This is a genomic window from Streptomyces sp. NBC_00440 (genome assembly GCF_036014215.1).
Classification (GTDB): domain Bacteria; phylum Actinomycetota; class Actinomycetes; order Streptomycetales; family Streptomycetaceae; genus Streptomyces.
The window spans coordinates 3,557,228-3,573,926 of the sequence record NZ_CP107921.1; the positions used below are offsets into that span (position 1 = coordinate 3,557,228).

Annotated in this window: 15 protein-coding genes; 9 read left to right on the plus strand and 6 right to left on the minus strand. The window is 70.6% G+C overall.

What is annotated here, in order from left to right; genetic code table 11:
* The first annotated feature begins 111 nt into the window (after positions 1–111).
* From OHB13_RS15850 to OHB13_RS15860, 3 genes are all read left to right on the plus strand, one after another.
* Complete coding sequence (locus tag OHB13_RS15850) at positions 112–393, plus strand: hypothetical protein (RefSeq protein ID WP_328377558.1); 282 nt, start codon at positions 112–114, stop codon at positions 391–393.
* A gap of 146 nt (positions 394–539) precedes the next feature.
* A complete protein-coding gene (locus OHB13_RS15855; RefSeq protein ID WP_401602217.1) occupies positions 540–1,232 on the plus strand; it encodes an eCIS core domain-containing protein in 693 nt (230 codons plus the stop codon).
* A 204-nt stretch (positions 1,233–1,436) separates the two neighbouring features.
* The gene (locus tag OHB13_RS15860; protein WP_266855691.1) at positions 1,437–2,432 is read left to right on the plus strand and encodes an aldo/keto reductase; all 996 of its coding nucleotides are present in this window, start codon (positions 1,437–1,439) and stop codon (positions 2,430–2,432) included.
* Positions 2,433–2,580: 148 nt separating this feature from the next.
* On the opposite strand, the gene thpR is transcribed toward OHB13_RS15860, so the two are convergent.
* Complete coding sequence (gene thpR, locus OHB13_RS15865) at positions 2,581–3,126, minus strand: RNA 2',3'-cyclic phosphodiesterase (RefSeq protein WP_266855690.1); 546 nt, start codon at positions 3,124–3,126, stop codon at positions 2,581–2,583.
* Between the two features lie 121 nt (positions 3,127–3,247).
* Between thpR and OHB13_RS15870 the strand changes: the two genes are divergently transcribed.
* Positions 3,248–3,817: a Uma2 family endonuclease gene (locus tag OHB13_RS15870; protein ID WP_266855689.1), complete on the plus strand. Its 570-nt coding sequence runs from the start codon at positions 3,248–3,250 to the stop codon at positions 3,815–3,817.
* An 81-nt stretch (positions 3,818–3,898) separates the two neighbouring features.
* On the opposite strand, the gene OHB13_RS15875 is transcribed toward OHB13_RS15870, so the two are convergent.
* Both OHB13_RS15875 and OHB13_RS15880 read right to left on the minus strand, forming a co-directional pair.
* Complete coding sequence (locus OHB13_RS15875; protein ID WP_266855687.1) at positions 3,899–5,227, minus strand: MFS transporter; 1,329 nt, start codon at positions 5,225–5,227, stop codon at positions 3,899–3,901.
* 161 nt (positions 5,228–5,388) lie between these two features.
* The gene (locus OHB13_RS15880) at positions 5,389–5,826 is read right to left on the minus strand and encodes a MarR family winged helix-turn-helix transcriptional regulator (RefSeq protein WP_266855686.1); all 438 of its coding nucleotides are present in this window, start codon (positions 5,824–5,826) and stop codon (positions 5,389–5,391) included.
* Positions 5,827–5,960: 134 nt separating this feature from the next.
* Here OHB13_RS15880 and OHB13_RS15885 point away from each other — a divergent pair, with 134 nt between their 5' ends.
* Entirely contained in the window at positions 5,961–6,143 is a 183-nt protein-coding gene (locus OHB13_RS15885) for a ribbon-helix-helix protein, CopG family (protein ID WP_266855685.1), read from the plus strand.
* Between the two features lie 27 nt (positions 6,144–6,170).
* Here the strand turns inward: OHB13_RS15885 and OHB13_RS15890 are convergent, their stop codons facing one another.
* Positions 6,171–7,622: an NCS2 family permease gene (locus tag OHB13_RS15890; protein WP_266855684.1), complete on the minus strand. Its 1,452-nt coding sequence runs from the start codon at positions 7,620–7,622 to the stop codon at positions 6,171–6,173.
* Positions 7,623–7,806: 184 nt separating this feature from the next.
* Between OHB13_RS15890 and OHB13_RS15895 the strand changes: the two genes are divergently transcribed.
* Both OHB13_RS15895 and OHB13_RS15900 read left to right on the plus strand, forming a co-directional pair.
* Positions 7,807–8,097, plus strand: coding sequence for a DUF2530 domain-containing protein (locus OHB13_RS15895; protein ID WP_328377559.1), 291 nt, complete (start codon positions 7,807–7,809; stop codon positions 8,095–8,097).
* Between the two features lie 217 nt (positions 8,098–8,314).
* Entirely contained in the window at positions 8,315–10,768 is a 2,454-nt protein-coding gene (locus tag OHB13_RS15900; protein WP_328377560.1) for an HAD-IC family P-type ATPase, read from the plus strand.
* Positions 10,769–10,841: 73 nt separating this feature from the next.
* Here OHB13_RS15900 and OHB13_RS15905 read toward each other — a convergent pair whose 3' ends face one another.
* On the minus strand, positions 10,842–11,726 hold the full coding sequence (locus OHB13_RS15905; protein WP_266855681.1) for a DUF5707 domain-containing protein: 885 nt from the start codon (positions 11,724–11,726) through the stop codon (positions 10,842–10,844).
* 164 nt (positions 11,727–11,890) lie between these two features.
* Positions 11,891–15,079, minus strand: coding sequence for a sacsin N-terminal ATP-binding-like domain-containing protein (locus OHB13_RS15910; RefSeq protein WP_328377561.1), 3,189 nt, complete (start codon positions 15,077–15,079; stop codon positions 11,891–11,893).
* A 241-nt stretch (positions 15,080–15,320) separates the two neighbouring features.
* Between OHB13_RS15910 and OHB13_RS15915 the strand changes: the two genes are divergently transcribed.
* The gene (locus OHB13_RS15915) at positions 15,321–15,860 is read left to right on the plus strand and encodes an RNA polymerase sigma factor (RefSeq protein ID WP_328377562.1); all 540 of its coding nucleotides are present in this window, start codon (positions 15,321–15,323) and stop codon (positions 15,858–15,860) included.
* Positions 15,857–16,672 carry a zf-HC2 domain-containing protein gene (locus OHB13_RS15920; RefSeq protein WP_328377563.1) on the plus strand — a complete coding sequence of 272 codons (816 nt, stop codon included), beginning with the start codon at positions 15,857–15,859 and terminating at the stop codon, positions 16,670–16,672. The genes OHB13_RS15915 and OHB13_RS15920 overlap by 4 nt, the downstream gene beginning before the upstream one ends.
* Positions 16,673–16,699 lie beyond the last annotated feature (27 nt).

The window sequence follows — 16,699 nt, forward strand, 5'->3', positions numbered from 1 at the left end:
CCCTTGCGGTGCCCACCCGGCCGGCCCGGGACGGGCCGCCCGAAGTCGCCGAACCCGTGTGCGGATAGTGTGAATAGAATGCGAGTTCGCTGACTTAACTGTGAGGAAAACATGGGGAAGGCCGCAGAGCGCAGCACCCTGTACCACGAGTTCCTCCGACTCGCGGGGCAGATCGAGCGGCTCCTGAACACCGACCCGGCGCAGACCGCCCTTGATCAGGACGAACTGGTGCGCTGGCAGAACCGGTACCGCGAGCCGGAGGGGAAGACGGTCCTCTACCGCCGCAACTCCCTCCTCATGCCCGGCTCCATACCCATGTCCGACACCCTCCGCGAGTGGAACACCCACGCGCGGGAAGTGCTGCGGAACGCGCCCCTGCAGCCCCAGCGCTGAGGCGGCCGGCGCGCGGATTGCCCGGCGGGGCCACCTGACGTACCCGCAAGAACGTGCGGTATGCCCTTCCACCTCTTGCCCCCCGACACCGATGTCGCCTAGACAGGTAACCGACATGCGGCACGAAGTACCGAAGGAGTGGGTGGGTGCAGGAGCGGAAGCAGGATGTGAACGCTGCGCAGCGGCAGGGGAACGAGCTGCGCAAGCCCGCTGCGTTGCCGCATCCGGAGCACCACGCGGCGGCGGCCGCCCTGGCCGGGCAGCTGCCGGGCCGGCAGTCGCCGGAGGCCGTCATGGCGTTGCAGCGTTCCGTGGGAAATGCCGCGGTCGCCCACATGCTGGAGGTCCAGCGGCACGCCCACGGGGCGTCCTGCGGACATCAGGAGGCCCTGCCGGAGGAAGAGGCTCCGGTGCAGCGCCGGATGGCCGCGCACGATGTACTGGGCATGCCCGGCCAGCCCCTTCCCGGCGCGCAGCTGCAGGACATGGAGGCGCGGTTCGGCGGCGTCGACTTCAGCGACGTACGGATTCATGACAACGCGGTCGCGAAGAAGTCGGCGCAGGAGATGGGCGCCCGCGCCTACACGTCCGGCAGCCACATCGTCATCGGTGAGGGCGGCAGCGACAGTCACACCCTGGCCCATGAACTCACGCATGTCGTCCAGCAGCGGCAGGGCCCCGTCGCGGGCACGGACAACGGGAACGGGCTGAAGGTCTCCGACCCGTCCGACCGTTACGAGGTCGCCGCGGAGGAGAACGCCCGGCGCGTCATGTCCATGGACGCCCCGGCGGCCGAGCAGACGGTGGACGACGAGACGGAGCACGGGCACACGGCGTAACGCCGCAAGCCCCCGGCCGGCTCAGCGGGGTCCGGTGCCCACCGCTGATGCCAGTGGGCGCAGTGCAGTCGCCGCCAACTGACCGCGTTCCCGTACGCCTTCGGCCCCGGGCCGGGCGGTCTGCCCCCCTGCCCTCCTCCTGCCCCCCTCAAATGGCCCGCACATCCTTGATTCGAGCGCGCTCCAAGCGGTTGGCTGAGGCTCATGAAGTACACGCAGCTTGGACGCACCGGACTCAAGGTCAGCCGACTGGTCCTCGGCACGATGAACTTCGGGCCGCAGACCACTGAGGCCGACAGCCACACGATCATGGATTCCGCGCTGGCCGCGGGCGTCAACTTCTTCGACACCGCCAATGTCTACGGCTGGGGTGAGAACAAGGGCCGCACCGAGGAGATCCTCGGGACCTGGTTCGCCAAGGGGGGCGAGCGGCGCGACAAGGTCGTGCTCGCCACCAAGATGTACGCGAACATGGGTGCCGACGGCGAGGCTTGGCCCAACCACGACAAGCTCTCCGCGGTCAACATCCGCCGTTCCGTCGAGGCTTCGCTCAAGCGGCTCCAGACGGATCACATCGACCTGTACCAGTTCCACCACGTCGACCGGAACACCCCGTTCGAGGAGATCTGGCAGGCGATCGACGTACTGATCCAGCAGGGCAAGATCCTCTACGCGGGCTCGTCGAACTTCCCCGGCTACAAGATCGCGCAGGCGAACGAACTGGCCGCCCGCCGCGGCTCGGTCGGCCTCGTCAGCGAGCAGTGCATCTACAACCTGATGGAGCGCCGCGCCGAGATGGAGGTCATCCCGGCCGCGCAGGAGTACGGCCTGGGTGTCATCCCGTGGTCGCCGCTGCACGGCGGGCTGCTCGGCGGAGTGATCCGCAAGGAGCGGGACGGCGGCACCGGGCGCAGCGCGTCGGGCCGCTCGGCGGACGCGCTCGCCGACCAGGCCGTACGGGCGAAGATCCAGGCGTACGAGGACCTGCTCGACAAGCACGGTCTGGAGCCCGGGGAGGTGGGTCTGGCCTGGCTGCTGACCCGGCCGGGTGTGACGGGCCCGATCGTCGGCCCGCGCACGGCGGAGCAGCTGGAATCGGCGCTGCGCGCGGTCGAGCTGGAGCTGCCGGAGGCCGTGGTGTCCGGGGTCGAGGAGATCTTCCCGGGGCCTGGCCCGTCACCGGAGGCGTTCGCCTGGTAGACGCACACCCTTCGGGTGGGCGCACATCAGCAGCCGGTGGCGGCCGCCGTCAGTGTCCGACGGCGGCCGCCACGGCGACGACGACGAACAGCAGCACAAGCGCACCGGCCATGATCCGGTTCCTGGTTTTCGGGTCCACGCTCCGAGGTTACTTGCCGGGCCCGAGCGGCCGGGCGGCGACCACCTCGTACCGGGGCTGCCGCCCGCTGCGTACGAGGGCCAGCTCCCGCACGGTCCACGGGCTGCTCTCGAAGCCGGCCAGGGTCTCCGCGTACGGTCCGAGGCCGGTGAGGCCGTCGCCGCGGGCCAGGGTGAGATGGGGCACGTACGGGTGCTCACGCTCCATGGGCGCGCCCGCCTCCCGCACCGCCGCCTCCACCCCGGCGGCCAGCCGCCCCATCGCGTCCACGCCCCCGGCGGCGCCCGCCCACAGCGCCCGGTCCCCGAACCGGCCCCCACCGGCGATGCGCAGCGCGAAGGGCGCGTGGTCCCGGGCGGTCAGCGCGAGCCGTGTTTCCAGGGCGGGGACGAGGTCGTCGTCCACCTCGCCCAGGAAGGCGAGCGTGAAGTGCCAGCCGGGCCGTTCGGTCCAGCGCAGCCGCCGGGCGCCGGGCAGCGCCCGCGCCCGGTCGACCCGCGCCCCGAGCTGAAGGGCCGCCTCCTGCGGCGGCAGCAGTGCCACGAAAAGCCTCATGCGGCCCAGTGTCCCGGGTGACGGAACCGGCCTGGCCCGTTCCCGGCGTACCCCGGTCACCGTGCGTATCGTTGTACCGCGCGACTGCCCGCACCCCGCGGCAGTGGGGAGGAGCGCCACGATGACCGTCGTCGACGACAGGATCGAGATGGCCGACAGCCTGGACCTGCTCTTCGAGCAGGTGGAGTCCGTCCCCGAGGGCTACCACGTCGAGATTGTCGGGGGAACCATTCACATGTCGCCGCAGCGGGACGCGCACTGGCAGATCATCCGCAGGATCGTGCGGGCGCTGGAGGACGCGTTCGGGATGGACGTCAAGGTCACGTCCGACGTCCGGATCGACTTCCCCGGCCATCTGAACGGCTTCGCCCCCGACGTGGCCAAACTGCGGGCCGACGCGACGAAGGACGCCCGGGGCCGCTGGCGGTACCAGGACGTCGAGCTGATCGCCGAGGTGATCTCGGAGGGCACGGCCGCCAACGACTACGGTCCCAAGAAGGCCGCGTACGCCGCCGCCGAAGTCCCCGTATATCTGATCGCCGACCCGTACACCGGCGTCTGCCATGTCTTCACGTACCCGAAGGACGACGAGTACCACGGCACGGTGACACTCGACTTCGGCTACCCCATCGACCTGACCGGAACGGCCGTCGGCCTCACCCTGGAGACCGGCGACTTCCCCCGCGACTGAAGCCGGTGTACGCGGTCCCGCCGGGCCGGGGCTGTCCGCCCCGGCCCGTTCGCGGGACCGTCCGTGCTCACGCCGCGAGGCTCACGCCGCCGTGGCGAGTTGTTCGCGCGGGACGAAGCCCACGTGGCGGCGGCCGCGCCTGAGGTCGACCTCCAGGCGGAGGTTGGCCGCGCGGGCCAGCATCAGGCCGACGCCCATCGCCGCCACCGCGCAGATCGCGCCGCCCAGCGTGAAGCTCACGCGGACGCCGTACGAGTCGGTGAGCCAGCCGAAGAGCGGGCCGCCCAGCGGGGTGCCGCCGGTGAAGACCATCATGAACAGGCTCATCACCCGGCCCCGCATCTCCGGTTCGGTGCCCATCTGCACCGAGGAGTTGGCGGTGACGTTGACCGTCAGGCCGAGGATGCCGATCACGGTGATCAGCGGGACGAACATCCAGATCGACGGGGACCAGGCGGTGATGACCTGGAGGGCGCCGAAGGCGATCGCCGCCCCGACCAGGATGCGTAGCCGGGACGTGCCGCGCCGGGCCGCGAGCAGGGCGCCGACGAGTGAGCCGATGGCCATCAGGGTGTTGAAGAGGCCGTACATCCCGACGCCGCCGTGGAACGTGTCGTTGGCGAACGCGCTGAGCCAGATCGGGAAGTTGAAGCCGAAGGTCCCCACGAAGCCGACCAGGACGATCGGCCAGATCAGATCGGGGTGCTTGGAGACGTAGTCCAGGCCCTGGCGGAGCTGCCCCTTGCCGCGCGGGGTGCGCTGCGTGTGGTGCAGTTCGCTGCTGCGCATCAGCAGCAGTCCGGTGAGCGGTGCGAGGAAGGAGAGGCCGTTGGCGAGGAACGCCCAGCCGGGGCCGACGGCCGCGGTGAGTCCACTCGCGACGGCGGGGCCTATGAGCCGGGCGGACTGGAAGTTCGCCGAGTTCAGGCTGACGGCGTTGCGGACCTGGTCCGGGCCGACCATCTCGGAGACGAAGGACTGCCGGGTCGGGTTGTCGATGACGGTGACCAGACCGGTGAAGAAGGCGGTCACATAGACGTGCCAGACCTGGACGTTGCCCGTGAGGGTCATCGCGGCGAGGAAGAGGCCGCCGATGCTCATCGCGCCCTGGGTGCAGAAGAGCAGCTTCCGCTTCGAGAAGCGGTCGGCGATGACTCCGCCGTACAGGCCGAAGAGCAGCATCGGAAGGAACTGCATGGCCGTCGTGATGCCGACGGCGGCGGACGATCCCGTGATGCTCAGGACCAGCCAGTCCTGGGTGATACGTGCCATCCAGGTGCCCGTGTTGGATACGACGGCACCGGTGGCGAACAGCCGGTAATTACGGACCTTCAACGAGCTGAACATCGAAGTCCGGGTAGCAGTTTCGTGCGGTGCGGGGGCGGAGTCTGCTCCGGGTCCCGAACTCAACAGGGGTCGCCTCCTGGGCGTAGACAGTGTGGACAAGTGTGGACAGGTGCGGATTGGTAGGGATCGGTGGGGATTGGCCGGGATCAGTGGAGCCGGTGCGGATGGTGGGGGCCGGTGTGGACAAGGGCAAGGCCACCGGGAGGGGGTGGCCTTGTGCGGGGTCAGAGCTGGGCGAGTTTCTCCAGGACGGGGGCGGCAGCTCGCAGCTTCACCCAGTCGTCCTCGTTCAGCCCCTCCGCCAGCTCGGCCAGCCAGACATTGCGGCGGCGCCGGCTCTCCACGAGCATCTCCTGCGCCTCCTCGGTCTGGCTGACGACCTTCTGTCTGCGGTCGTCGGGGTGCGGTTCCAGCCTGACCAGGCCCTTGGCCTCCAGGAGCGCCACGATGCGGGTCATCGAGGGCGGCTGCACATGCTCCTTGCGGGCCAGCTCACCAGGGGTGGCGGAGCCACAGCGGGCGAGGGTGGCCAGCACCGACATCTCGGTCGGGCTCAGGGACTCGTCGACACGCTGGTGCTTGAGCCGACGGCTCAGGCGCATCACGGTGGAGCGCAGTGAGTCGACGGCGGCAGCCTTGTCGGCGGGCGAAAGGTCAGGCATGTTTGTTAGCGTAACTCATTACCTATGCTAAAGACCAACCCGGTATGCCATCCGGTGAGCGACATCACCCATACGAGTGAGGCGAGGCACGAAAGTGACGCGCGGCGGCGGCCGGTCCCGCGACGCTGTCGGGTATGGGATCGACCGTGCTCAGCCTGCGCATAGACGGGGAGCTGCTCGCCCGGCTCCGGAACCACGCGGCCAAACGCGGAATGAGCGTCCAGGACTATGTGGTCCGGACGCTCATTCGCGACGACTTCGACGAACGGTTTCAATCGGCCGTCGACGAGACGGAGAAGTTCTACGGGCGTACGTAGACGCCCCTGCCAACGGCCGGCCGGGCCTCAGGTGAGGCCGAGAGCCGGCATCGCGTAGTAGAAGACGAAGACCGCCGACACGATGTACATCGCCGCGGGCACCTGGCGCCAGCGCCCGACGGCGATCCGCAGGACGGTGAAGGAGATGAAGCCGATCCCGATGCCGTTGGTGATCGAGTAGGTGAACGGCATCATCACCATCGCCAGGAACGCCGGGATCGCGACGGTGAAGTCGGACCAGTCGATGTCCCTGACCGAGCCCGCCAGGATCAGGAAGCCCACCGCGAGCAGCGCCGGGGTGGCCGCCTGCGAGGGGACCATGGTCGCCACCGGCGTGAGGAACAGCGCCACCGTGAAGAGCAGACCCGTCACGATGCTCGCAAGCCCCGTACGGGCACCCTCGCCGACGCCTGCCGTGGACTCCACGAAGCAGGTGTTGGCGGAGGACGAGGTCGCACCGCCCGCGGCGACCGCGATGCCGTCCACGAACAGCACCCGGTTGATGCCGGGGAAGGTGCCGTCCGGCTTCGTCAGCTTCGCCTCGTCGCCGACACCGAGGATGGTGCCCATGGCGTCGAAGAACGACGAGAGCAGCACGGTGAAGACGAAGAGGACGCCGGTCAGCACGCCGACCTTGTGGAATCCGCCGAACAGGCTGACCTGGCCGACCAGACCGAAGTCCGGCGATGCCACCGGGTTGCCCGGCCAGTGCGGGGAGGTCAGACCCCAGCTGGGGACGGTGGCGACGGCGTCGACGATCATCGCGGCGATCGTCATCGCCACGATGGAGATCAGGATCGCGCCGGACACCTTGCGGACGATCAGCGCCAGCGTCAGCAGCACGCCGATCACGAAGATCAGGACCGGCCAGCCGTGCAGATGGCCGTCGGAGCCGAGCTGGAGCGGGACCGTGGTGTGCGCGGTGTCCGGGACACGGGAGACGAAGCCCGAGTCGACCAGCCCGATCAGCAGGATGAAGAAGCCGATGCCGATCGCGATGCCCTTGCGCAGGCTGAGCGGTACGGCGTTCATCACGCGCTCCCGCAGACCCGTGGCGACGAGCAGCATCACGACGATGCCCGCCAGGACGACCATGCCCATCGCGTCCGGCCAGGTCATCCGGGGTGCGAGCTGGAGGGCGACGACGGTGTTCACGCCGAGCCCGGCCGCCAGCGCGATCGGCACATTGCCGATGACGCCCATGAGCAGCGTGGAGAAGGCGGCGGTCAGCACGGTGGCGGTGACCAGCTGGCCGCCGTTGAGCTGATGCCCGTTCATATCGTGCGCGCTGCCCAGGATGATCGGGTTGAGCACGATGATGTAGGCCATCGCGAAGAAGGTCGCGAAACCGCCGCGGATCTCGCGGGCGACGCTCGACCCGCGCTCGGTGATCTTGAAATAGCGGTCAAAGGCATTCTGCGGCCCGCCGGATGGCGATGGCGGAACAGCGTCGACCGGAGCGGTGGCCGAGGGTGACATGCGCGCGACCTCAAGTGTCATGTGATGAGAAACGGCCATATTTGGACGTTTAAACGAAAGGAACGAGCCAATTGGAAGCCGTTTCAGTATGAATACATAAGTCGAAGATCGCTATCTCCGCGCGTAGAGCCTTGGGCCACCTGGCCCGGCGTCGCGTCGCACTCCCCCGCATAGACTGTCGGTCATGGCGAAGTGGACACCCGTACATGAGGCACCCGAGCCCCTGGAGGGGCCCGTCGTCGCCACCATCACCGGCGGCACGATCATCTGGTTCGTCCTCTTCCTGGTGCAGCTGCCCTTCTACGGCTGGTTCAACGACCACGGGCACCTGTGGTGGCTCTGGACCTGCGCGGCCGGCGCCGCTCTCGGGCTTGTCGGGATCTGGTACGTACGGGGGCGCGACGCGGCACTCAAGCGCGCGGCGGCCCAGGCGGAGGCCGGCCAGGGACCTGACGCCACGCCCGGCTCCGCGTAGGGCACACGCCCCTCCGCGCAGGGCACGTCCTCCGCGTAAGGGCACCCGGCCTCCGCGCGAGGCACACGCCCTCCGTGCAGGGCACACCCCGTCACATCGCCCCCTCCGGGTCCCTACGGCCGCAGGATGAGGCCCGTCCTGTCCCGTCTCCTCCCGAGGGCGGATCTTCCGGTATCTCGCCGGGTAATCGTGTGGTTCTGGCCTTAACGTCGGATCCATGACGCAAGGGCCGTATATCGACGCGGGGTCCGAGCTGGACCCCGTCCACCCCGTCGAGCTGCCACAACCGGCCCGCGCGACCGGGCTGTCCACCGCCGAAGTGGCCGAGCGGGTGGCCAGGGGCGAGGTCAACGATGTGCCCGTACGGTCCAGCCGGTCCACCGCCGACATCGTCCGGGGCAACGTCTTCACCCGGTTCAACGCGATCATCGGCGTGCTCTGGGTGATCATGCTGTTCGTCGCACCGGTCCAGGACAGCCTCTTCGGCTACGTGATCATCGCCAACACCGGTATCGGCATCATCCAGGAGCACCGCGCCAAGAAGACCCTCGACGGACTCGCGGTGATCGGCGAGGCGAAGCCGACCGTACGGCGTGACGGAACAGCGGGCGAGGTCTCCACATCCGACCTGGTCCTCGGCGACCTCATCGAACTGGGCCCGGGCGACAAGGTCGTCGTGGACGGCGAGACCGTCGAGGCCGAGGGCCTGGAGATCGACGAGTCGCTGCTCACCGGCGAGGCCGACCCCGTGCACAAGAAGCCGGGCGACCCGATGATGTCGGGGAGTTTCGTCGTCGCGGGCGGCGGGGCGTTCACCGCCACCCGGGTCGGCCGGGAGGCGTACGCGGCGCAGCTCGCCGACGAGGCGTCCCGCTTCACGCTCGTCCACTCCGAGCTGCGCAGCGGTATCTCCACCATCCTCAAGTACGTGACCTGGATGATGGTCCCGACCGCGGCCGGGCTCATCATCAGCCAGCTGGTGCACGAGCGGCACGACCTCAAGGACTCCATCGCCAGGACCGTCGGCGGCATCACCCCGATGATCCCCGAAGGGCTCGTCCTCCTCACCTCCATCGCCTTCGCCATCGGCGTCATCCGGCTCGGCCGCAAGCAGTGCCTGGTGCAGGAGCTGCCCGCCATCGAGGGCCTCGCCCGGGTCGACGTGGTCTGCCTGGACAAGACAGGCACGCTCACCGAGGGCGGTATGAACGTCACCGGGCTGCGGATGCTGGGCGGGGCGGACGAGGCGTACGTACGGCAGGTGCTCGGCGCGTTCGGTGCGTCCGACCCGCGGCCCAACGCCAGCCTCCAGGCGATCGTCGACGCCTACCCGGACACCTCGGGCTGGCGCTGCACCCGCGCGCTGCCCTTCTCGTCGGCCCGCAAGTACAGCGGGGCCGCCTTCGGCGAGGGGGACGGCGAGTCCTCGGCCTGGCTGCTCGGCGCCCCCGATGTGCTGCTCCCGGAGGGGGACCCGGCACTCCAGGAGGTCGGCCGGCTCAACGAGGAGGGACTGCGGGTGCTGCTTCTCGCACAGGCGGCGGGCAGCCTGGACGACGGTGAGGCACACGCCGAGGAGGACGGCGGCGGTGACCTGCGCAAGGTCGTGGCAGGGGCGCAGCCGACCGCGCTGGTGGTGCTCGAACAGCGGCTGCGGCCCGAGGCCGCCGACACCCTGGCGTACTTCGCGGACCAGGACGTCGCCGCCAAAGTGATCTCCGGCGACAACGCGGTGTCGGTGGGCGCGGTGGCCGCGAAGCTGGGCCTGGCCGGTGCCGCCGACACCATCGACGCCCGGCAACTCCCCACCGATCAGGAGGAGATGGCGGATTCGCTGGACTCGCACTCGGTCTTCGGCCGGGTCTCGCCGCAGCAGAAGCGCGACATGGTCGCGGCGCTCCAGTCGCGCGGTCACACGGTCGCGATGACCGGGGACGGCGTCAACGACGTACTGGCCCTGAAGGACGCCGACATCGGCGTGAGCATGGGCTCGGGCTCGGAGGCGACGCGGGCGGTCGCGCAGATCGTGCTGCTCAACAACAGCTTCGCGACGCTGCCCTCGGTCGTCGCCGAGGGCCGCCGGGTGATCGGGAACGTCACCCGGGTGGCGACGCTCTTCCTGGTCAAGACCGTCTACTCGGTGCTGCTGGCCATCCTGGTGTCCTGCTTCCAGATCCAGTACCCGTTCCTGCCAAGGCACTTGACCATGCTCTCCACGCTGACGATCGGCATCCCGGCCTTCTTCCTGGCCCTCGCCCCGAACAAGGAACGCGCGAAACCGCACTTCGTACGGCGGGTGCTGCGGTACTCGGTCCCGTGCGGCATCATCGCGGCGGTCGCCACCTTCGTGGCGTACATGATCGCCCGGCACTACTACGTGGGAGCCGGGTCCCTGGACGCCGAGACGAGCGTCGCGACCCTGACCCTGTTCCTGGTCTCGATGTGGGTGCTGGCGATCATCGCCCGCCCCTACACCTGGTGGCGGGTCTGTCTGGTGCTGGCGATGGCCGGGGCGTTCCTGCTGGTCATGGTGGTCCCCGCGCTCCAGCACTTCTTCGCGCTGAAGCTGGTGGGGGCGGCCATGCCGTGGATGGGCGTGGGGATCGCGGTGGTCGCGTCGGCGGGCATCGAGGTGGTCTGGCGGTGGGTGGACCGGCACCACCCGGGGTGACACGGGGGCGGTACCGGGGCCGGGGGTCCGTCCGCAGGACTGGATGCCCTGCGGACGGACCCCGCGGACGGTGCTACTTCACGTCGACGAAGTCACCGGTGGCGATCGCCGCCGGAGTCGTGGTCGTGCCCGCGAAGTTGTAGCGCCAGTAGCCGTCCTCGACCGCCTTGACGGTCGTCGTCAGGTTGCCGGTGCCGTTCGTCTTCACCGTCTTGACGGTGGTGTAGGTGTTGCTGTTCTTCTTGCGGAACTGCAGCTTGACCGGCTGGCCGGTGTAGCCCTGGTACTTGTAGTTCTCCCAGTTGGCGCGGGCCAGCTTGCCCGTGACCGTGATGGTCTTGCCCTTCTTCACGGGCTCGGGGGCCGCGTTGACCGTCTGGGTCGACGCGCGCTGGACGTGCTGGGACTTGTACGCGTTGTACTCGACCCACTCGCCGTCCTTGGCCAGTGCGGAGACGTAGACCTTCCACGTGCCGGCGAGGCTGTTCTTGTACAGGTCGTTCTGCGAGCGCGGGTCCACCTTGAAGGAGACCTTGCAGGTGGACGTGGTGGCGTTCACCTTGGTGCACTTGGAGACCTGCGAGGTGTTGTCGTCCACCTTCGGGCCCAGGTAGCCGTCGACGTCGCTGTCGATGTTGCTGCCGTGCCAGAGAAAGACCACGGCGTCCTGGATACCGGAGTTGTCGGTGGCCGTGACGCTCGCCGTGATGGTCTTCGCGACCGTGGTGCCGAGGACGATGTCCTTGCCGCCGTTCACGGTCACGCTGCTGACCCTGGTGTCGACGGCGGCCCGGGTGACGTGGGCCTGCACGCCGTGGGGCGCGGTCTTGAACACGGAGCGGGCGGCATCCAGGACACCCGCCCCGGGAGCCCCGTCCGCCTGGGCGGCGGCCGGGACGATGAAAGCGGAAAGAGCCAAGGCACCGGTGACGGCGGCCACGGTGGCACGTATACGCATGTTTTGTTCCCCAAGTGGAGAAGGGGACCGGCGGAGGTTTCGTCCATCCGCGTGGCCCATGTGGTCGGTGAAGCCTGGTGACTTCACAGACCAGACAAGCGACCTGGGTGAAAGGTTGTGCGTGATGTGAAGATTTTGAAACCGTCTGGCCCGACCGGGATCCCTCAGTCGAACCAGCGGTCCCGCTCCAGCTCCTCCGTGCGCGACGGGTCCTCGATCAGCGCCGCCACCTCGAAACGGCGCGGCCACTGCCCCGCCGCCCAGGCGAGTCCCGCCGCCACCCCCTCCAGGGTGGCCGCGTGCAGCACCCCGTCACGGGTCCGGTGCCAGTCCAGTTCGACGCCGTTCGCGAGCAGTTCCTCATGCTCGACGTACGTACGCGGAGTGCCGGGACCGAGCAGCGTCCGTACCGCCTCCGGGACCTGGTGCTCATCCCCCGCCGTCGTCACCTCGGCCTCCACGCTCTCGCTCAGCCGCCCGACCTGGAGCAGCTCGGCCAGTTCGGCGGCCCGGTCGGGGGCCACCGGGAGCAGGGCCGCGCCGGACGTCAGCGGAAGCAGGTCGGGGGCGTCGGCGACCAGGGCTTCGGCGGCGTCCACCACCCGCACCTCGCCGTCCACCACCGCCCGCAACTCGTCCGGCAGCGTCACCTGTTCCGGGTCGAGCCGCGCCAACTCCCCGTACAGTGCGTGCAGTTGCCGTGCCGAAACCTCCCGGTCCGGGTCGGACAGCCGGGTCAGCAGCTCGGCCGCGCCGCCGGGCTCGTCGAGGAGGGCGGCCACGGACGTCCGTACGCCCAGCGCGCGCAGCACCTGCTCGTCGTCGAAACCGGACGCGTCCGCCTCGTCGTACAGACCGGCCAGCAGCGGGTCACCGCCCGCGGCCCGCAGCCCGGCCGGGCGCCGGCCGTCGAGCACCGGGTGACCACGCAGCCACCAGGCGGTGTACGGGCGTACGGACTCGGTCGTACCGTCCGGCAGCAGCACCCGCACCGGCTGGGTCAGGGCGTCCCGCAGCGGGGGACGGGAGAGCAGCGCGAGGGCCTGCGGCCAGCTGTCGTCGTCGACCAGTTCCAGATCCCGTACGGCGACGATCTCGGTGGCGACCGGCGGCACCGGGCCCTGCGGCAGCTGGTCCAGCACGTCCTCGCACCAGACGTCCACCGCGTCGAGCAGTCCGGCGTCGTCGGGCTCGGCGAAGTCGCCCTCGCGCGGTTCGAGTTCGTCGGGGTCCAGGACGACATCCGTGGTGCGGACCAGGGCGAAGGTGGCGAGCACACCGCAGGCGGTCAGCGGCTGCTCACCCCAGCGCTCGGCCAGCTCGGAGTCGCACAGGGCCAGTTCGCCGTCGCGCATGATCGCGGCGAACGGGCTGCCGGGCAGGACCAGTTCACCCGCCGGTACGGTCTCGCCGTCCTCGTCGGGGAGGGCGAGCGCCGCGAGCCAGGGCTCGTCGCCGGGCTCCAGCTCCGCCTCGCGTACGAGCGCGAGCACGACCTCGGCGAGCTCGTCGGCGTCCGGTGCGCCCTCGTCCTCTTCGTCGTACCAGATCTCCCCGGCGTCCATCGAGGCGGCGACGGCCGCCCGCACCTGGGGGGTCGTCAGGACCGCACGCGGGGTGGCGGGCAGGGCGCCCAGCTTCTCCAGGAGCGGGTGCGCGGCGTCCGGGTGGGCGACCTTCAGACCGAGGCGGGCCAGGTCGGCGGGGGTGTCGGCCAGCGGCAGCAGAACCTGCCGGGGGCCGACGGCGGTACGGCCCGACGCGAGCGGCACCGGCAGCCCGGAGAGCCGGTCCGGGTCGACCCCGGCGAGGGTCTCGTACAGCCGCCGCCACCAGGACGGGGCACGTTCGGCGCCGCCGATGCGGTCGATGGCGTCGCCGAGCGGGAGCCGGCCGACGCCCAGCGTGCGCAGCTCGGCGCGGCGTTCGAGCCCGGCGGGCAGCAGCGTCGGCAGCACTTCGGCCAGCACCCGTACGGTGTCCTCGCCCGCGCCCTCGACGACTTCGGCCTCGAAGGGGCGCAGGGCGTGCCGCCGCTCGCTGCCTTCCTCCTCGGCTTCGCCGCCCACGTCCTCCAGCGGTGCGGCGGGGGCGAGGAACGCCACGCGGGCCAGCCGTTCCAGGATCGCGGCCCGCAGCGCGCCGTCGAGTTCGCCCTTGCCGAGCGGGCCCGGCACCAGGTCGATGGTCGCGACCGAGACCGGCTCCCAGCCGCCGAGCAGCTCCGCGTACGCGTCCGCCGCCCGCTGCACCAGGAAGTCCGTGAGCGGTCCGGGCGCGGGGTGGCGGCGGGCGGTGTCGAGCGGCAGCGAGGCGATGAGCAGCGCGGGCACGCCGAGCGGTTCGTCGGTCGGGGTCGGCGCGTGGACGACGGGGGCGGTGGCGGGGCGCACGGGGGCGCCGTCGCCGTCGACCGGGACGGCCCAGGTGACCGACCAGTGCGGGCGCAGCCGCTCCTCGACGGGCCGGTCCGCGAGCAGCGCGCGCTCCAGCGGGCCGTGGTGGGCGACGGTGCGCCAGCGGTGGATCCCGCCGCCCGCCGCGCTGTCGTCGATGTGGACGTAGGCCCCGTGCTCGGAGCGGGTCAGGGTGCGGACGCCGTCCGGGGTCTCGATGACGATCTCGGCCAGGCCGGGCAGGGTCAGCAGCAGCGCGTCGTCGATGGCGGCGACCAGCCGCCGGGCCAGGTCCTCGGCGCCGGCGTCGCGCAGCGGCAGGATGACGACCGTGTCGTACCCGTCGGGGGCGGTGCCTTCGGCGGGCAGCGGGAGGCGCAGCAGCGGTACGTGTCCCTCGCGGCGCCGCAACTCGTCGGCGAGGCCGTCGGGTCCGGTGTCCGGCTGCCCTTCCGTCGTACGGGCGGCCGCTTCGGCTGCCAGTTCGCGGGCCTCGGCGAGGGACCACCGGACGCCGCCGTGCCGGCCGACGACCGCCGGCTCGTCGCTCACCGCGAGGACGGCGGCGAATCCGACCCCGAAGCGGCCGACCGCCGCGTGGGTGTCGGCTGTTTCGGAGCCGGGTCGCTTGGCGGACGCGCGCAGCGTACTCAGCGACTCGACACCGGTGGCGTCCAGCGGGGCGCCGGTGTTGGCGGCGACGAGTACGGCGGGATCGTTGCCCTCGCCCGGCCGCAGCGTGAGCCGGAACCGGCCCGGCACACCGGCGCGGGCCGCCGCGTCTGCGGCGTTCTGGGCGAGTTCGACGACGAGGCGGTCGCGGTAACCGCCCAGCGCGAGGTCCTCCTCGGCGTTGGCGTCCTCGCGGAATCGGGCGGGGGTGGTGGCCCAGGCATCGAGCACGCCGCGCCTCAGGCGGGCCGTCCCGAAGGGATCGGCTGCGTCTGTCGCTTCCACGATCACGGCTTGTGCTCCTCTGTGGGCGGGGGGGTACGGGGGACCGTCCCGGTCCCGGCTGAAGGTACCGCGTGAGAGGGGTGGGGGGCGGGTGCGGGTGGGGCGGGGGCGACGGCGGCTGGCTTGTTCCCTTCCCTCTCCCCCTCTCTCTTCCTTTCCCCTCCCTTCCGGTTCCGGGTCAGCGCCGAACCGTCCGAGAACCTGAATCGACGGTCGTATCGTCTCCCTGTACGTGAAAGGCATGGCAGACCTCGACGAGGCAGAGCTCGTACGTCGCGTCGCCCGCGGGGACCGGGCGGCGTTCGACGAGTTGTACCGGCGTACCTCTCCCTGGTTGACGGTGCGGCTCCGCCGCCGCTGCGGTGACGACGACGTCATCGCCGACGTGCTCCAGGACACCTATCTGGCGGTCTGGCGGGCGGCCGGCAGCTACGCGGGCTCCGTGACCAAGGGCAGTGCGGTCGGCTGGCTCTGGACGATCGCCGCGAACCGTCTCGTCGACGCATTCCGCCGGCGCGCCCGGCAGGAACGGGTGCCGAGCATTGCCCTGGCCGAGACGACCGTGCCGGCCGCCGAGGACGAGGTGCTGGGCACCCGCGTCGACCAGGACCTCGAACAGGCACTGCTGCGGCTGCCACCGGAGTTGCGGCAGGTGATGCAGGCGATGGTGCTCGACGACCTTTCGGTCCGGCAGACGGCCGTGCTGCTCGGTATGCCGGAGGGCACGGTGAAGACCCGCGCACGGCGGGCCCGGATCGCGCTGCGGGAGGCGCTCTCATGACTCACCCCACCACGATGGTTCTGGCCCGCTACGCGGACGGCGGGCGCGGGCTCGACGACGCCGCGCTCTGGTCCGTCGAGGTCCATCTCGACACGTGCGGGGACTGCCGTGAAGAACTCGCCAGGAACGTCACCCCGGCCACGACGGATGTGCTCGGCCGTGTCGCCGTCTCGCTCGACCGGGCGATCGATACGAGCCCGCTCCCGGCCAGGCGACGCACCTACGCAGTGGGCACATACGCAGTGGCCGTGCACCGACGCCGGCTTGCCTGGGCGCTGGCACCCTGGCTCGCGGTGACCGTCGCGGTGCTGGGCTGCGGGGTGCTCCTCAACTCCGCCGAACCCAGCCTGCCTTCGCTCGTACTGCTGCTGGCCCCGGTGGCTCCGCTGCCCGGCGTCGCGGTGGCCTGGAGCCGGCGGACCGACCCGGTCTGGGAACTGATCGCCACCACTCCCGCAGCCGGCCTGGCCATGGTGCTGCGGCACACGCTCGCGGTGCTCGTCGTCGTACTTCCGGCGCTGCTGGCGGCGGGTGTCAGCACCGGGACCTCACTGGTCCTCATCCTGCTGCCGTGCCTGGCGTTCACCGCGGCCACCCTCGCGCTCGGCGCCTTCATCGGCGTGCGGCGTGCGGCGATCGGACTCGGGACGGCCTGGTCCGCGGCCGTGCTGCTGCCGAGCGTGGCAGCCCGGTCCCTGTCCCCGGTACTACAGCCGGGCAGCGATGCCGTCTGGGCGGTGATCACCGTGGCCCTTGCCGCGGTCACCCTGTTCGCCGCCCCGCACTTCCGCCGCCTGACCAGCGGCAACTGAACCCCGAACCAAAGGACAGGAGACCCC